16 protein-coding genes are annotated in these 17,399 nt (G+C 39.9%); 10 read left to right on the top strand and 6 right to left on the bottom strand.

Annotation, left to right across the window (positions count from 1 at the left end):
- Positions 1-190 precede the first annotated feature (190 nt).
- A complete protein-coding gene (locus AW17_RS02055; RefSeq protein WP_055726077.1) occupies positions 191-871 on the top strand; it encodes an alpha-L-rhamnosidase C-terminal domain-containing protein in 681 nt (226 codons plus the stop codon).
- Positions 872-1,240: 369 nt separating this feature from the next.
- Here the strand turns inward: AW17_RS02055 and AW17_RS02045 are convergent, their stop codons facing one another.
- Entirely contained in the window at positions 1,241-2,014 is a 774-nt protein-coding gene (locus tag AW17_RS02045) for an IclR family transcriptional regulator (protein WP_029274425.1), read from the bottom strand.
- Positions 2,015-2,288: 274 nt separating this feature from the next.
- Between AW17_RS02045 and AW17_RS02040 the strand changes: the two genes are divergently transcribed.
- The 6 genes from AW17_RS02040 (at position 2,289) to AW17_RS02015 (ending at position 7,677) form a co-directional block, all read left to right on the top strand.
- Complete coding sequence (locus tag AW17_RS02040) at positions 2,289-3,746, top strand: family 78 glycoside hydrolase catalytic domain (RefSeq protein WP_051691583.1); 1,458 nt, start codon at positions 2,289-2,291, stop codon at positions 3,744-3,746.
- Positions 3,737-4,321: a DUF5703 domain-containing protein gene (locus AW17_RS24800; protein ID WP_051691582.1), complete on the top strand. Its 585-nt coding sequence runs from the start codon at positions 3,737-3,739 to the stop codon at positions 4,319-4,321. The genes AW17_RS02040 and AW17_RS24800 overlap by 10 nt, the downstream gene beginning before the upstream one ends.
- A gap of 85 nt (positions 4,322-4,406) precedes the next feature.
- Positions 4,407-4,739 (top strand): hypothetical protein, encoded by a 333-nt coding sequence (locus tag AW17_RS24795; protein ID WP_051691581.1) that lies wholly within the window; start codon positions 4,407-4,409, stop codon positions 4,737-4,739.
- A 27-nt stretch (positions 4,740-4,766) separates the two neighbouring features.
- Entirely contained in the window at positions 4,767-5,615 is an 849-nt protein-coding gene (locus AW17_RS24790; RefSeq protein ID WP_051691580.1) for a hypothetical protein, read from the top strand.
- A 180-nt stretch (positions 5,616-5,795) separates the two neighbouring features.
- Complete coding sequence (locus AW17_RS02020; protein ID WP_029274423.1) at positions 5,796-6,584, top strand: SDR family oxidoreductase; 789 nt, start codon at positions 5,796-5,798, stop codon at positions 6,582-6,584.
- 73 nt (positions 6,585-6,657) lie between these two features.
- On the top strand, positions 6,658-7,677 hold the full coding sequence (locus AW17_RS02015) for a zinc-binding alcohol dehydrogenase family protein (protein WP_029274422.1): 1,020 nt from the start codon (positions 6,658-6,660) through the stop codon (positions 7,675-7,677).
- Positions 7,678-7,874: 197 nt separating this feature from the next.
- Here AW17_RS02015 and araA read toward each other — a convergent pair whose 3' ends face one another.
- The 4 genes from araA to AW17_RS01995 all read right to left on the bottom strand — a co-directional run bounded on the left by araA (position 7,875) and on the right by AW17_RS01995 (position 13,244).
- A complete protein-coding gene (gene araA / locus AW17_RS02010; protein ID WP_029274421.1) occupies positions 7,875-9,365 on the bottom strand; it encodes an L-arabinose isomerase in 1,491 nt (496 codons plus the stop codon).
- Positions 9,366-9,983: 618 nt separating this feature from the next.
- On the bottom strand, positions 9,984-10,685 hold the full coding sequence (locus AW17_RS02005) for an L-ribulose-5-phosphate 4-epimerase (RefSeq protein WP_029274420.1): 702 nt from the start codon (positions 10,683-10,685) through the stop codon (positions 9,984-9,986).
- On the bottom strand, positions 10,682-12,382 hold the full coding sequence (locus AW17_RS02000; RefSeq protein WP_036668819.1) for a ribulokinase: 1,701 nt from the start codon (positions 12,380-12,382) through the stop codon (positions 10,682-10,684). Before AW17_RS02000 ends, AW17_RS02005 begins: the two co-directional genes overlap by 4 nt.
- 148 nt (positions 12,383-12,530) lie before the next feature.
- A complete protein-coding gene (locus tag AW17_RS01995; RefSeq protein ID WP_245234991.1) occupies positions 12,531-13,244 on the bottom strand; it encodes an alpha/beta hydrolase in 714 nt (237 codons plus the stop codon).
- Between the two features lie 348 nt (positions 13,245-13,592).
- On the opposite strand from AW17_RS01995, the gene AW17_RS01990 reads away from it, so the two are divergent.
- Entirely contained in the window at positions 13,593-13,949 is a 357-nt protein-coding gene (locus AW17_RS01990; protein ID WP_029274417.1) for a VOC family protein, read from the top strand.
- Positions 13,950-14,001: 52 nt separating this feature from the next.
- Here the strand turns inward: AW17_RS01990 and AW17_RS01985 are convergent, their stop codons facing one another.
- A complete protein-coding gene (locus AW17_RS01985; protein WP_029274416.1) occupies positions 14,002-14,412 on the bottom strand; it encodes a VOC family protein in 411 nt (136 codons plus the stop codon).
- Positions 14,413-14,616: 204 nt separating this feature from the next.
- Here AW17_RS01985 and AW17_RS24000 point away from each other — a divergent pair, with 204 nt between their 5' ends.
- Together AW17_RS24000 and AW17_RS01980 are read left to right on the top strand one after the other, a co-directional pair.
- Entirely contained in the window at positions 14,617-14,832 is a 216-nt protein-coding gene (locus tag AW17_RS24000; RefSeq protein WP_157280180.1) for a cupin domain-containing protein, read from the top strand.
- Positions 14,833-15,070: 238 nt separating this feature from the next.
- Entirely contained in the window at positions 15,071-17,287 is a 2,217-nt protein-coding gene (locus AW17_RS01980; protein WP_209444179.1) for a glycosyl hydrolase family 95 catalytic domain-containing protein, read from the top strand.
- Positions 17,288-17,399 lie beyond the last annotated feature (112 nt).

Below are 17,399 nucleotides of genomic sequence, written 5' to 3'. Positions count from 1 at the left end.
ATAAGAGGAGCTGAGCCGAGCCGTGCAACCAGTGGGCACAATGCCTGACAACAGGAGAATACTACCGGTTGTTAAGAGATACTATTTCAACAAACCGCCGTATGCCGAACGGCACGTACGGTGGTGTGAGAGGACAGATAGGGAAATAATCCCTATCTTCCTACTCGATTGCAACCAGCAAAAAAGTGCTTTGGTTCACAGCCGGATTGACGATAAACAAACGGATAATGTAACCCGCTATGCCAACATGCTCGGCATTTTCTTTGATTATTTTACACCTGAACAAAAGTTATCGGTTAAAAAGAATGTGCTTTTAAACAATCAAATAGCCAAAATTACCACACCTTATATGCGTTTTTATGAGCTTGAAGCATTATGTACCACGGGCGAACAACCTTATGTATTAAAGGAAATGAAAAATTATTGGGGCGGCATGTTAAAATTGGGTGCGACCTCTTTTTGGGAGGAATACAGCCCAGATAAAAAAGGAACCGAACACTTGGCGATGTACGGCCGTCCGTTTGGAAAAAGCCTTTGCCACGCCTGGGGAGCCAGCCCGATTTATTTATTGGGAAAATATTATCTAGGTGTACAACCTGCCACACCAGGCTACGAAACCTATATTATTGAACCTAATTTGGGTGGCTTAGCGTGGATGGAAGGTAAAGTCCCAACAGCAAATGGTGATATTTCAGTGTATTGCAGCAAGAAGGAAATCAAAGTTTCTTCTCCAACAGGCGTAGGTAAACTAAAGATAAAAAGCAAAACCAAACCAGTTGTAAAAGGTACTGAAGTTAAAGCAGTATCGAAAGGTTTGTATGAAATTACAATTGAAAAAGGCAAGGATTATAGCGTGAAGTATTCTGGTTAGTTTCGTCATTGCGAGAAGGCTTTTTCAGCCGACGAAGCAATCTTACTACTATGGGTTATAGCGACCGCTTTAAGATTGCTTCGTCATTCTTCCTCGCAATGACGATAAGCTTATAAACCTGCGAGGTTTGAAATGCAAAATCTTAATGTTGTTGTTGCGTTAGGGATTGTAAGGGTTCAGTACCGATCCTTCATCGGTACCGGAGCGAAGCGCAGCCCTGCAAAGCCCGGCCCCTTGCGTAGCTTGGGGAACGCCCAAATGAATTGCGGTTTCTTACACGCTCAATTTCTACATCAGGATCAGTACTTTAATAAAAAGATAGATCCTGAAACAAGTTCAGGATGACGACTTGACAAGTAAAATCAACAATTAAACCCCAATCCGTTGTTCTATTTTTTTAACACATTTATAGGCCTCGGCAAGGATCACATCATTTTCAATTGCTTGATCTACATTTATCGCATTTAACATCGAAATGGTTAAACAGGCAATAATTCCATTATTGCCATTAATACCAATTGGTACCGAAAGATCGGTAACACCAGAAACTGAATCACTATTTTTGAAATAAGAGCCAGTTTGCTGAATATCTTCCAATGAAGTCAGAAAATCTTCTTGCTGGGCCTTAGCATATTTTTTAAAAGTGGAATTGTTTTTTAATGTTGTGCTACGCTCAGCCTCGGGCATATAAGCCAATAAAACCTTGCCTGATGCAGTTAGTGGCAAAGGAAACAAATTTCCCTCTTCGATAGAAAGCGCAATTGGTCCCGGGCTTTTGGCATGAATAATCACCATTACCTGGTTCATGTACAAAATACTCAAATGGCAAGATTGACGGATACTATTTGCCAGTTCCTCTAATGGAAACTGGGCAGCTTTACGCAGTTCATCAATAGGCGAGTGCCTGTGCGAGAGGTAAAAAAGCTTTAACGATAGCCTATACTTGCCCGAAACTTCATCACGTAAAATATAGCCACGGCTTTCCAGACTCATCAACATCCTGTAAATTTCGTTTGGCGTTTTCTCAATACCAATAGCAATTTCAGTTTGAGACAATGGGATAGATTGTGCTGATAAATACTCCAATATATCAAGTCCTTTATCCAAAGCAGGGGCTTGGTACTTCGATTCTTTTTCGTTCATGCGGGTTTAATTTGGCTGTATCGTATTTTTTACAATTTCAAACATACAAAATGCTTTCTTATTTATCCAAGAGAAGATTTTGTATAATTTAAATACGAATATATGTTTTCATATTTAAAAAAAACATTTATATTTGAATTAGTGATCGCATTTTAAAGTTAATAAATTTATAAGGCTTAATTCCATAGAATTGAGAATTTATTTCTGAAAAAATTTATCGCTGATGACCATTTATAAACCTAACCAAAACATCCGAAACGGTGTGCAATAGTGAATGAGCAAACTTGTAATATTTTCTTGGCTTTATCTGTTAAGCATTCCGCTTTTTGCGCAAGATATTAAGGTTGCTCAATTGGATTGTGCGTATCGGAATAATCCTATTGGCATTGATGTTCTTTCGCCGGGTTTGAGCTGGAAACTGCAATCAGCTAAACACAATATCATGCAAACGAGCTATCAAATCGTAGTTTCTAGCAGTTTAAGCTATTTAAACAAAAACATTGGGGATGTTTGGGACACTAAAAAAGTAAAGTCTGGCCAATCATTACAGATTAAATATAAAGGTAAAAAGTTATTATCAAGCAAAACCTATTATTGGAAAGTCCGTGTTTGGGATAATTTCGGGCATGAATCTGGCTGGAGTGCTTCGGCCTTTTGGCAAATGGGACTGCTCAACACAGCCGATTGGAAAGGTGCAAAATGGATTGCCTACGAAAAACTTGCGGATTCTAACGTAAATAGTCTGCCAATGGATGGTAAAAAAGACAAATACATTGGCAATAATATCTTGCCGATGTTCCGCAAAGGTTTTACGGTAACGAAGACAATTAAAAAAGCCACAGCTTTTATTTCTGGTTTAGGCCATTTTGAAATGAGTTTAAACGGCGCGAAAGTTGGCGATGACTTTTTAGCACCCGGCTGGACGAAGTATGATAAAGAGGCCTTGTACCTGACTTATGATTTAACTAAACAGCTTAAGAGAGGTGAAAATGCAATAGGAGTGATGCTGGGCAATGGTTTTTATTATATTCCTACTATTAAAGAAAGGTATAGAAAATTAAAAGTAGCGTATGGTTATCCGAAAATGATCTGCAGGTTGTTGATCGAATATACAGATGGAACTTCAGCGAATATCATCAGTAACCAAAGTTGGAAAACCACGCCATCACCCATAACTTTTTCAAGCATTTATGGCGGTGAAGATTACAATGCCAACCTTGAGCAAAAAGACTGGAATTTAGCAGGTTTTAACGATAGCAGATGGAAATCGTCGTTATTAGCTGATGGTCCGAAACTAAATGCCCAAAAAGAAGAACCTGTAAAGATTTTCGAAAATTTTTCTCCTCAAAATATTAATCTGGTTGCCCATGGTGAATGGGTTTATGATATGGGCCAGAACGCTTCTGCAATTATCGAATTGAAAGTCCGAGGTAAAAAAGGAGATACTGTCCGCATTACCCCAGCCGAATTATTAAAAGCAGACGGTTCGGTAACACAAAAAAATATCGGCAGCCCATCTTATTTTACCTACATTTTAAAAGGAGGTGGCTTGGAAACCTGGCTGGCAAAAAGTAAAGATTTATTACACTGGGAAAATCAGGGCAAACTGATGTCGTTTGGAGATGCTGGCCATTGGGACGACAACCAAAAAGCAGGTTACAACGCTTTGTTGGATACCAAATGGGGAGGAAAGTATGGTGTTGATAAATTCGATGGTAAATATTGGATGTAGGTGGCGGCGATATAGGCCTTAACCTCTGGGTAGAAAATGGTAATGTTTACCTCTATCTATCCAAAAGCGGCACCTTCGACGAGAATAATACCTTGCTTAAACTTGGTCGTGTAAAACTCAAATTATCCCCAAACCCTTTCCATGGGAAATCATTTAAACAAGAACTGATCTTAAAAGATGGCTACGCCCAGATCTCAGGCTCAAACGGTAAATTAAGTGCCAAAATCAATATTTGGGTAGATGTTTTTAATCCGGTTATCTATTTAGACATTAAATCCAGCCAAAATACCACAACAGAAGCCAGTTACGAAAGCTGGCGCTTTGAAGACCGCATTACAAAAGGCAAAGAGAACAACCAAAATTCGTATAAATGGGCGCCTCAGGGCATTGTAAAAACCTTTAAAGATGAAATTGCTTTTAAAAACAATACCGTTCAATTTTACCATCAAAATAAACCGGAAACCGTATTCGATATTACAGTAAAACAGCAAGGTCTTGATAATAGAAAGGCCGAATTGTTCAATCCGTTAAAAAACATGATTTTCGGCGGCTCAATACAGGGAGACATGGAATGATTACTTTGAAAAGAGTTTCATTTACATCGATTCGAAGGATGAATCAGCCAATCAATCGTCTAAAAATTATCAGTTATTCAGGTATATGTTGGGTTGCAATGCCTTTGGCAAATACCCCACGAAATTTAATGGCGGTTTATTTACCTTCGATCCACAACTTACTGATACTGCGCTGAAATATACACCCGATTTCAGGAATTGGGGAGGAGGTACCCACACCGCTCAAAACCAACGTCTAGTTTATTGGCCGATGTTAAAAAGTGGCGATTTTGAAATGATGAAGCCGCAATTCGATTTCTACCTGAATTTGTTAAAAAATGCTGAAATCAGAACGCAGTCTGCCTGGGGACATAATGGCGCCAGTTTTACAGAGCAATTGGAAAATTTTGGATTACCAAACCCTGCGGAATATGGCTGAAAACGCCCCGCTGATTTTAACAAAGGCATGGAATACAATGCCTGGTTAGAATATGAATGGGATACCGTTTTAGAGTTTTGTATGATGATTTTGGAAACAGAAAGGTACAATGGCAATAACATCGAAAAATACCTTCCATTGATTGAAAGTTGTTTAACATTTTTTAAAGAACATTATACCTATTTAGCCAAACAACGCGGAGCAAAAGCTTTAGATGCCGATGGACATTTGGTTTTGTATCCTGGGTCTGGTGCTGAAACCTACAAAATGGCCTATAACTCCACCTCAACCATTGCCGCACTACAAACCGTTTTAGAACGACTTCTGGAGCATCCCAATTTAGTTGAAAAGCAAAAATCGGAATGGAAAACCATGCTAAAAACCATTCCACCGATCAGTTTTAGAACATTTGACGGCCGCACCACAATTGCTCCGGCAAAACTTTGGGAGCGCATTAACAATACAGAAAGTCCGCAGTTGTATCCCGTTTATCCCTGGGGCATTTATGGACTTGGTAAACCTGGTTTAGACACCGCCATCAATACCTTTAAGTACGATACAGATGTATTGAAATTCCGCAGTTATATCGGCTGGAAACAGGATAATATTTTTGCAGCCAGATTAGGTTTAACTGAAGATGCTGCAAATCTAACCACTGCAAAATTAAAAGACTCGGGAAGGAGATTCCCGGCATTCTGGGGACCTGGCTTCGATTGGACACCAGACCATAATTGGGGCGGCTCTGGTATGATCGGTTTACAGGAAATGCTGATGCAGGTAGACGGAAAAAAGATTTATCTTTACCCTGCATGGCCTAAAGAGTGGGATGTACATTTCAAGCTCTATGCGCCTTACCAAACAACCGTTGAAGGGTAGTTGAAGAATGGAAAATTAATAAATTTAAAAGTATGGCCTGAATCAAGGAGATCGGATATAATTAATATGATTAACTAATCGGTATCGTCTTCCTGAACTTGTTTCAGGATCTGAACAACAAGATAGATGCTGAACTAAATTCAGCATGACGAACGCTTTAAAATAATTTTAAAAAGAAAAATGGATTTACAATTAAAAGAAAAAGTTATTATCATTACCGGCGCTGCAAAAGGCATTGGTAGAAGCATTGCAGAAGTATTTGCTAAGGAAAATGCAATTGCCGTAATCGTAGGTAGAAAAGCAGCAGATAACCAAAAAGTAGTTGATGAAATTATTGCACAAGGCAAACAAGCAGAACAATTTGTTGCAGAACTTTCCAATCCAGATGATTGCGAAAAAGTAGTTAAAGAAATCGTCGCTAAATTTGGAAGGATTGATGGTTTAGTGAATAATGCGGGTGTTAATGATGGGGTAGGTTTAGAAAGTGGAAATTATAAAGACTTTATGGCTTCATTACATAAAAATTTAGTGCATTATTATCTGATGGCACACCATGCCTTGCCAGAATTAATTAAAAGCAAAGGTGCTATTGTAAACATCACTTCAAAAACTGCCGAAACAGGACAGGGGAATACTTCAGCCTATGCTGCTGCAAATGGTGGTAGAAATGCATTAACCCGCGAGTGGGCTGTTGAATTATTAAAATATGGCATCCGCGTAAATGCCGTAGTGGTTGCCGAATGCTGGACACCTGCTTACGAAACCTGGATAGAGACTTTGGATAATGCAGAAGAAAAACTAAAAGAGATCACTTCAAAAATTCCATTGGAAAATAGAATGACAACCGCAGAAGAAATTGCAAACATGACAGCTTTTTTAATGTCTAACAAATCAAGTCATACCACTGGACAGATTATCCATGTTGATGGCGGTTATGTTCATTTAGACAGAGCTTTGGCAAACGCTTAGTTCAGTTGACAGTTTTTAGTTTGCAAATTACAGTTAACCGATTAACCAATTTATACGATTAACCTTCATTAAAATGAAAACCTTTACCTGTACTACACCTGGAACTTTCGAATATTCAGAAACAGAAAAACCTGAGCTTAAAAAAGACCATGCCATTATAAAAATTAAAAGAATCGGTATCTGTGGGACCGATTTACATGCCTTTGAAGGTACACAACCTTTCTTTAACTACCCAAGAGTTTTAGGTCACGAGTTATCTGGCGAATTGGTTGAAGCCGATGGGGCCAAAAGTTTCAAAATAGGAGAGGCTGTTACTTTTATCCCATATTTTAATTGTGGCGAATGCATTGCTTGCCGAATGAACAAACCAAACTGCTGTGTTAAAATGCAGGTTTGTGGTGTACATGTTGATGGTGGTATGCGCGAGTATTTGCAGGTTCCATCGAGAACACTTTTACATGGCGAGGGCTTGAGTTATGATGAGCTCGCTTTAGTTGAACCTTTAGCTATCGGTGCACATGGTGTGCGTAGGGCAGATGTTCAGCCTGGAGAATTTGTCCTTGTTATTGGTGCCGGGCCAATTGGTTTAGGCACAATGGAATTCTCCAGAATTGCCGGGGCCAACGTAATTGCGTTAGATATTAACGAAGACCGTTTGGCTTTCTGCAAAGATAAATTAAAGGTAGCACATGTGGTTAATGCGCTTTCGCCTGATGTTGTGCAACAACTGAGTGATATTACCAATGGCGATATGCCGACGGTAGTAATCGATGCTACAGGTAATCAGAAGGCCATTAATAATGCTATAAACTATATGGCACATGGAGCAAGGTTCGTTTTAATCGGCTTGCAAAAAGGAGATTTAATTTTTAACCACCCTGAGTTTCATAAGCGCGAATCGACATTAATGAGCAGTAGAAATGCCACCATTGAAGATTTTGAACACGTAATCAAATCAATGAAAGCTGGTTTGGTTAATCCTACAAACTATATTACGCATCAAGTTAAATTTGAGGAAGTAAAAGATGAGTTTGAAAGCTGGTTGGATCCAAAGAATGGGGTGATTAAAGCAATGGTTAGTGTGGGAAATTAACCGTTAGCCATATTTTTATTGGGGGCGTCATGCTGAATTTAGTTCAGCATCTATTACACATAATATTCATTTTCAAAGATCCTGAAACAAGTTCAGGAGGACGATCAAAGGGGGTGACGATCACAGAATGATAATCGCATAAAAAAGCCGATAACCCTAAGATTATCGGCTTTTTATTGTACGGTACTTTATTAAAATTATTTATAAAAAACCTCATTCCAATGCAATTCATTTCTGAATTGATTGATTTTGGTATCGGCACCAATATTAACATATTCTAAGCCGGCAATATTCGCAAAATCCAATAAATGCTCGGTAGTTAAATTCTGACTATAAGCGGTGTGGTGGGCACCACCAGCATAAATCCATGCTGCACAACCCGTTTTCATATCAGGTAATGGTTTCCACAATACACGGGCTACCGGTAAGTTTGGTAAATCATGTTCAGCTTCAACAGCTTTTACTTCGTTCACCAATAAACGGAAACGGTTGCCCATATCTATTAAAGATGCATTTAAAGCATCGCCACCAGCAACGTTAAAAACCAAACGCGCAGGATCTGCTTTACCGCCAATACCCAGTGGGTGAACCTCTAAACTCGCTTTACCACTTGCCAATGAAGCATCAACCTCAAGCATGTGTGAGCCTAAAACCATAGAGTTTGCCGGATCGAAATGATACGTATAATCTTCCATAAATGCATTTCCACCAGCTAAACCAGCACCCATTACTTTACAGGCACGCACCAAAGCTGCTGTTTTCCAATCACCTTCACCCGCAAAACCATAACCATCGGCCATCAAACGTTGTGCTGCAATTCCAGGTAACTGGATCATACCGTGTAAATCTTCAAAAGTATCAGAGAAACCTTTAAAACCTCCGTCTTCCAGGAATTTTCTTAAACCCAGTTCGATTTTAGCCGCTTCGTAAACAGATGAATGTCTGGCACCGCCAACTTTTAAATCGGCAGTCATCTCGTAAGTCGCTTCGTATTCTTTTAATAACGTTTGAATAGAATCCTCACTTATCCCATTAATTACCGCTACTAAATCGCCTATACCATAGGTATTTACCGCAAAACCAAATTTCATTTCAGCTTCTACCTTATCGCCATCTGTAACCGCAACATAACGCATATTATCGCCAAAACGGGCAAATTTGGCGCCTTGCCAATCGTGCCATCCGGCAGCAGCCCTGCACCAGGTATCAATCTGTTTAGCTACTTCTTCATCCTGCCAGTGCCCAACAACTACTTTACGGTCTTTACGCATGCGTGATACCATAAAACCAAATTCACGGTCTCCATGAGCACTTTGGTTCAGGTTCATGAAATCCATATCAATGGTATTCCATGGAATATCGCGGTTAAACTGTGTGTGTAAGTGCAATAATGGTTTCTGTAAAACATTTAAGCCTCTGATCCACATTTTAGCAGGAGAGAAGGTATGCATCCAGGTAATTACGCCGATACAGTTCTCATCAATATTGGCTTGTTGCAAGGTTTCGAAAATTTCCTCTGTAGTTTTTACAATCGGCTTGTACACTACCGAAACAGAAATACCTCCGTTCTGGTTCAACGAATCGGCCACTTGTTGGGCATGCTCCGCTACTTGTTTTAAGGTTTCTTCACCATACAAATGCTGCGTACCTGTAATAAACCAAACTTGTAATTTTTTTAAATCAATCATTACTATTTATGTTATTTTTAATTTATTCAATTCCCCTCGGTCTGTGTCCTCACAGACCGAAATGTTTTTCTCTTCCTTGGTCTGTGTCCTCACAGACCATTATCCATATTCTTTTTCTGAAAAGCAAGGTTCTGTTTTTTATCGGTTAGGGTAGCCCTGCTTTCCGTTTTATTCACCCACCCGCGGTTGGGTTCATGCTCACTCCAATCAGGTTTAGGTTACCTAGGTAAACCTTACAATTTTAAACCCGACAGCAGCGGTAGCTCCCGATTCTTCATCGGGACTATAGCGAATGGCGGGGCTTTCGTTTCCTAAGCACCACTGCAATTGCTTTCCTAATTTAAATTCATTCTCCTCGGTCTGTGTCCTCACAGACCGAAATGTTTTTTTTTGAAAGCAGTTCCTGTTTTCCATCGGTTACTGCAGTCCTGCTTTCCGTTTTATTCACCCACCTGCGGTTGGGTTCATGCCCACTCCAATCAGGTTTAGGTTACCTAAACCTGATAATGTTAAACCCGACATTTTGCACACATGCATCCTGCTGTCATGCTGAGGTACGAAGCATCTGTTTCATCGGTTGCAGATGCTTCGTGCCTCAGCATGACAAAACCTAAAAATTCACTTCTGTCCATAATAAGCACCATCACCATGTTTACGCTCGTAATGTTTCTCTATTAACGAATCTTTCAGCTTTGGTGCCTGCGGATTGATCTGTTCGGTTAACAAAGCCATTTGTGCCACAGTTTCTAAAACCGTACTGTTATAAACGGCTTTTTCGGCTGTTTTTCCCCAGGTAAAAGGAGCGTGGTTCCCCACCAAAATCATCTCAACTTCTTTATAGCTTAAACCCAAACTTTCAAAATGGTTCATGATCTGAAAACCCGTTTCGTACTCATAATTCCCTTTAATCATTTTATCAGCCATTGGAGGTGCACATGGAATATCGACTGTTAAATGGTCGGCATGGGTAGTTCCGAAAATTGGAATTGCCCTTTGCGCCTGCGCCCAAGCTGTGCCGTAAGTAGAATGGGTATGTACAATCCCACCAATTTCTGCCCAGTGTTTATATAAAACCGCATGGGTTTTGGTATCCGACGAAGGACGTAAACTGCCTTCAACAGTATTTCCGTCAAAATCTACAATCACCATTTTCTCCGGCGACAAATCTTCGTAAGGCACACCGCTTGGTTTAATGGCAAAAACACCTTTCGACCGGTCTGCAGCACTCACATTGCCGAAGGTAAAAAGTACCAGCCCTAATTTGGGCAACTGCATGTTGGCCTGGTAAGCCTGCTCTTTTATATCTTGATAGTTGCTCATGATAAATATGGTTTTACATCTTTTTTATTGTATTTCTCCAGGTATCTGCCCAAGCCTAAATATTGTTGGTAATGCTGGCGGTAAAGCTTTTGCTTTTTAATATTGGGCTTATATTCTTTCTCAAAACCTGTCCCCATGGCTGCCATTGCTGCTTCGATATTTGGATAAATACCAGCTGCAACAGCAGCGAACATAGCCGCACCTAATGCACAGGTATGCTCGAAACGGTGAATTCTAATGGGCATTTCCAATACATCCGCCATCATTTGCATAATATAAGTCGATTTTTTAGCCACACCACCAATTCCAATAATTCCTTTTACCGGAACACCCTGTTCTTTAAAACGGTCTACAATGGCTTTCGCACCAAAACAGGTGGCAGCAGCTAAGGCACGGAAAAACCGTGGTGCATCGGTTCCTAAACCTAAACCGGTTATGGCGCCTTTAAGTTCCTGATTTGCATCTGGTGTTCTACGGCCGTTTAACCAATCGATAGCCAGTTCGGCATAATCGCCCTCTGGTAAAGCTGCAGCCTCGTTGCTTAACTTAGCGATTATTTTTCCTTCGAGCTCTGCCTTTAATGCAGTAGCTGTAGCTTCATCAATTACATCAGATTCAGTAAGTAAATGGTTTAAAGGCCAGCTGATTAAATTCTTGAACCAGGCATAAACATCACCAAAAGCAGATTGACCGGCTTCTAAACCTGCCATACCCGGAATTACCGAACCATTAACCTGTCCGCAGATCCCGTTGATCAATTTTCCATGTAAATCCTGATTGGGAGCAACCAGAATATCGCAGGTACTCGTACCCATTACTTTACTCAGGTAGTAAGATTCAATCTGTCCGCCAACCGCGCCCATGTGTGCATCAAACGCACCAACACCAACAACTACATCTGTACTTAAGCCCAGTTTGGTTGCCCATTCTTCGCTCAATGTTCCCGCAGAAATATCAGAAGTATAGGTATCGGTGAATAATTTATCTCTAAAGCCTGCTAAAAGCGGATCAAGACTGCTAAAGAAATCTTCAGGAGGTAAGCCGTTAAACTCTTCTGCCCAAAGTGCTTTATGCCCGGCGGCACAACGGCTACGTTTCATTGTTGTAATGTCATTTCCACCACAAAGCAAAAACGGAACCCAGTCGCAATGTTCTATCCACGATACCGCACCTTTTTTAATAGTCGAATCGACCCTTAATATGTGTAATAATTTAGACCAGAACCATTCTGATGAATAAATGCCACCTACATATTTAAGGTAATTGGTGCTAAATTTAGTAGCGTGTTCGTTAATTTCTGCAGCTTCTTTAACTGAGGTATGGTCTTTCCAAAGCACAAACATGGCATTTGGATTTTCTTCAAAACCTTTGGTCAGGGCAAGGGGAGTACCCGTTGCATCAACAGCCACCGGACTTGATCCGGTCGTATCAACCGAGATTCCCTTTACCAGATGTGCAATATCGGCACCACCTGCTTTTGTTAAACAATCTTTTATAGTGTGTGTTAAACCTTCAATATAATCTAACGGATGCTGACGGAACTGATTAACAGCCGGTTTACAATATAAACCTTTCTGCCATCTAGGATAAAGAAAAACAGACGATGCGATTTCCTTTCCGTTTGCGGTATCGACTAGAACTGACCGGACAGAATCTGTCCCGTAATCCACTCCAATTACATAGTTTGCTGTGCTCATTACAATAAATAAATGTTTAATTAACGTTTATTTATTTGAATTAAAAAATTTTATTGCTTTTTTAAGCAAAAACCTTCATTTTAACGTTTTAGTAGCATCATTTTGTATATGGATTTTGCATCCACCAGTGTTGGATATTTTTTAAACCCTATTCTTTTTTCACTGTCGGGTATAGCAATTTAAAAGAATTGGATACCGCCTGATGCATAATCGTTGCATGGTTCTCCTGTGGTAAAAAATCAAAATATACTTTTACATTTTTGTTTTTGAAACCTTTTATTTTTTCAGTCAATAAATTTGCATCCACTTCCATCACCCTGGGTATTTCAGTTGGTGTTAGGCCTTCCTTACCTACAGCAATGTAAACATCAGTTTGTTGCTTAAACGTATTTTCCTTTAATTCGGAATCCTGATTCAACAACGAAGCATTGTCCCACCATAAACTCGGACTAATAATAATGTATTTATTAAAAAGTGCAGGTTTTTTAATCAGGATTTCAGTGGCCAGCAAACCGCCTAAAGATTGACCAATAAGGGTTTTGTTCGCATCCGTTTTATATTTTGCCTGAATATAGGGTTGAAGCTCTTTTTCGATGAATGAAATAAATTTATCTGAATGGCCTGTTGTAGGATACCTTTTCTTGTCGCCCTCGATGGAGGTGGGGAAAGTAAAATCCCGTTTGCGATCTACAGTGGCAATGCCCACCACAATTGATTTAGGCACCTGATTTACCCATTCGAAACTATTAAACTGCACAAGCCCCACAATATGGATAAAATCTTCATCTGCAGAACCATCAAGCAAATAAATTACAGGATATTTTGTGGTATCGTTTTGTTGATAGCCTTCGGGAAGGTAAATGTTCAGGATTCTTTTCTCAGCCAGTTCTTTTGATTGGAATTCGTCTATTCGCCCAAAACAAAGGGTTTACTTTTATCGCTTTCATTTGGCCTGTTTTTTTGTCCAAAAACTACTGCTGTAAAAAAAGTTAAAAGAAGAATTAGAAATGCTTTATTCATATGTTGTTTATAGGATGTTTGGTGCATTAAGCTCTGCTTAATTTATCTGCCGTTTTTTGGAAAAATACAATTTTCATTTGGCCTGATAAAATTGATGCTGCATTGCTATTAAAATAATGTCGACGATGTGCATTATTTAAAAAGGATAATGACATTTATAAGTATTTTTGCTCATAGCAAAAAAATATTTATGAGCAATACTCCGCAGAAGTTAAAGCACCAGCAGGTGCAGTACCTTGAATTTCTTTCCCGCGACCTTGAAAAGGTTAAAACATTTTATACAGCAGCCTTTGGATGGACTTTTACCGATTACGGGCCTGAATATACCGCTTTTGAAGGGGATTTTGTAGATGGAGGTTTTACCATCGGAGAGCCATTGAAAGGAAGCATCCTGGTTGTACTTTATTCACAGGATTTAGAAGGGACAAGAACAAATGTGATTAATGCAGGTGGCGTAATTTCAAAAGAAATCTTCGCTTTCCCGGGCGGCCGTAGGTTCCAGTTCCTTGATCCGGATGGGTATGAGCTTGCCGTATGGTCGCTGTAAGGATCGACCCGATGCGCTATCCTTTTAAAGAGGCCATGGGTTATCAATTTCGTCATTTTTTGTGAAGCTCCTGCGCAGGCCCGATTAAGTGACCTTCCGATCCCCTGATGTAGCAAAGTTTGTAAACGTCTTCATATTGAACAACTTCACCAACAAGTGTGGCACCGTGTTTTTGCAGTCTTGGCAACAACTCGTCGATATCCGAAACCGTAAACATTACACGCAGGTAGCCAAGGGAATTAACCGGTGCTTCGCGGTGGTCTGAAATGGTAAGCGGACTAAGAAACTGTGAAATTTCAAGGCGGCTATGGCCGTCGGGGGTAACCTTACCTGCCCATTCTCCCTCGATTGTTGCCCGGCCTTCAAGTTTCAGTCCGATTTCGGTAAAAAAAGAGATTGCATTGTCAAGCGATGCCACAACAATGCCCATGTTATCCATTCTGATCAATTGGTTTTGTTCCATAAGGATTTAGTTATAATTTAAAATTAAGGAATTTCACAAAGCTAACCGATGCTTTATGGAATAAATTGTACAAATCGGAACAGCGGTATGATATGCATTATGCACACCAGGTGTCCATTTATCTTTTAGTCAGCGATGAGTCCGGTACTAAAGATGTAATCACGTATTAATAGGTTTAAATCAAAAAATATGTAATTTTAAAAAATGATCAGGACCATACCGCAGCTTACCGTGATTGATATTGAGCAGGAGACCGCCGGCGTAAGCAGCTACAAAAATATTCCGCTTTCCCTCTTTAATGACCATGTTGTAAGGGCTGGGGTAATGACGGAGCCCTTTTACTCGCACTATCATCCAAATAGTGATGAAACCTTTATGGCGGAGAGGGGCAGAAAAGTATCGGCCCAGTGGTATTTATAAAATTGATGCTCGTTGGTTATCTGAAAAACCTGAACAGCGACACAATGATTCAATACCTCAATTTCTTTGTCTTCAACAGAACTATAAACAAATTAAAAATCAATTTATGCTAAATGTACAAAAGGTGTCTATTAAGAATAATTTTACATTCTGTTTTCTCTTTTGGAGTTTTTTAGTCCATTCTCAAGAATTAAAGATTTCCCAAAGTAAGGGGGAGAGGGTAACAAGCAAAAAGTCTTTGAAAATCGATGAGCGTAAAACGGATTCGCTATTTTTTGTAAAGAACAGGAGCTTACTTACCGCAACCTGGAATACACCATTTGGTTACAATAGCATCAAGTCAAATAGTGCTCCAATTGGCCCATATATGGGAAACGGCGATGTTGGCGTGGTTTGCCACACATCTGGTAACAGTCAGACTTTTCGTATATCCAAAGTAGATTTTGTAACTGATGGTTGGAGCGACTGGGCAGGCACAGGGCCAGCAGCATTACCAGTTGGCGGTGTCCAAATCACTGTAAAATCTCCTATTACCGATGATTTTAATTATCAAATGGATCAACTCGGGAACGAATTACGGATGAATACAGCTACTGCTCAACCGGTAAAGATGAAAAGCTGGATAACAGTAAATGATAATGTGATGATTACTGAACTTAGAACCACTTCTCCCAATCCGGTAAAGATATCAGTGGAAACATTTGCAGATGGTGCCAACACTTTATATGGAACTACATCTGAAATTAATGATCAGGTCGCTCAGGTTACTCGTCAAACCAAAACTGCTGAGGTAAGGTGGATCTCTAAAGCCGGAATCTCCACCAGGATCATAGGTGCGGGCTCTACCTTAAGTCTGGTTTCAAAATCACAGGTTAATTCTTCTTTTGTGCTTACAAATGCAAAGCCAGTATTTGTATTGACGGACATTTCAGGAGGTGGAAAAATTAACGATGCTAAGTTGCCATCTGCTTACAGGCATTTAAAATCTATAGATAGGAGTGTTGTTGCCAGATTAAAAAAAGCCAAAGCTGCCTGGTGGAAAGACATGTGGAGCAGATCATATGTAGAAACTAATGATGAATTGCTCAACAGACATTATTTATCATCCATTTATTTTCTGGCTTCGGCCTACAATGAACATTCGCCAGCCTGCGGTGGGATGTATGGGGTATGGAATATGGCTGATTCAATGATGTATCATGGTGATATTCATTTGAATTACAACAGCCAGGCTGGTTTTTACAGTGTATTTTCTGCAAACAGACCTGAGATTGCCAAACCCTTCTATAATTTCATTGAATCCATTGTTCCGGATGGGAAAAGACGAGCGCAAACGGATATGGGTAGTGTGCATCCATCTTTGGCAGGCAAATCATTCAGAGGAGCGGTTTTCCTTGTAGGGGGACTGGGTATCGGAGTCCCATATAACTACTATTGGCAGCAGACCATGAATGCGCCTTTCAATGTTCCGCTTTTCAGCTGGTATTATGAATATACTGGCGACGAGGATTTCCTGAAGAATCGCGCTTATCCTTTTATCCGGGAATGTGGAGATTTCTACGAAGACTACCTGAAAAAGGAGGCCTATGGCGATTCCTATCGTTACACGATCACTACTGGTGCACATGAGGACTCCTGGGATTTGAATCCACCTTCAGATTTAGGATTTGTTGAGCAAACCTTTAGTTTACTCTTAAAGTATAGTAGGGTACTTAATGTGGATGCAGAGCGTAGAGCCTTATGGCAGGATATTCTTTTGCACTTACCAAAGTATAAGGTAATCATGCCTACAAAGAGTCCTAACAAAGGATTACCTGTCTTTGCTAAGAATGAGGCGGGCTGGGACCACCCAAACCACATGATACAAATGCACCCTGTGTATCCTTGTGAAGTATTGGATTTGCTTTCAGCCCCAGACACCTTGCAGATTGCGAGAAATACGGTAGATTACTATGAAGTTTCTCAAAACGGTTTCACAGGCTCTATGAATTCATTGGGATTAAGTGGATTTATAATGGCTGCCAGGGTGGGCTTTAATCCTGATATAATTATTCAGAATCTAAGAACACTGGTTTCTAAGGCCAAACCCAATTTCCTGATTATTGACGGACATCATGGTGCAGAAAAGACGGCACTTGTTGAAACCATTAACTCCATGATGTTGCAAACGCTTGATAGCACTTTATATTTATTTCCTAATTGGCCCAAATCGGCAGCTAAATTTACTCGGTTGAGAACAAAAGGGGCATTTCTGGTTTCAGCTGATTATGATGGAAAAACTGTTTCTAACCTGAAAATATTTAGTGAGAAAGGCACTAGATGCTATTTAAATGATCCCTGGAAAGGAAACGACATCCAGGTGAGAGAAAATGGCTTGTTAATCCCTGTTCAAAAGATTGGAGAAAGGTATACTTTTGCGACCAAAGCTGGTGGTAATTATGTATTGAGTCACTGAAACAAAAACATTTAACTAGACATGAGATTGTAAGTAATTTATGATATGATTTTTTTGAAAAATGCCTTTTAAAATACATTATAAATAGAAAAGGTGCAATCTCTTGCACCTT

This window comes from Pedobacter borealis DSM 19626, assembly GCF_000708285.2.
Classification (GTDB): Bacteria; Bacteroidota; Bacteroidia; order Sphingobacteriales; family Sphingobacteriaceae; genus Pedobacter; species Pedobacter borealis.
The sequence above is the reverse complement of the archived record's forward strand: the minus strand, read 5'-3'. Positions and strand labels throughout refer to the sequence as shown.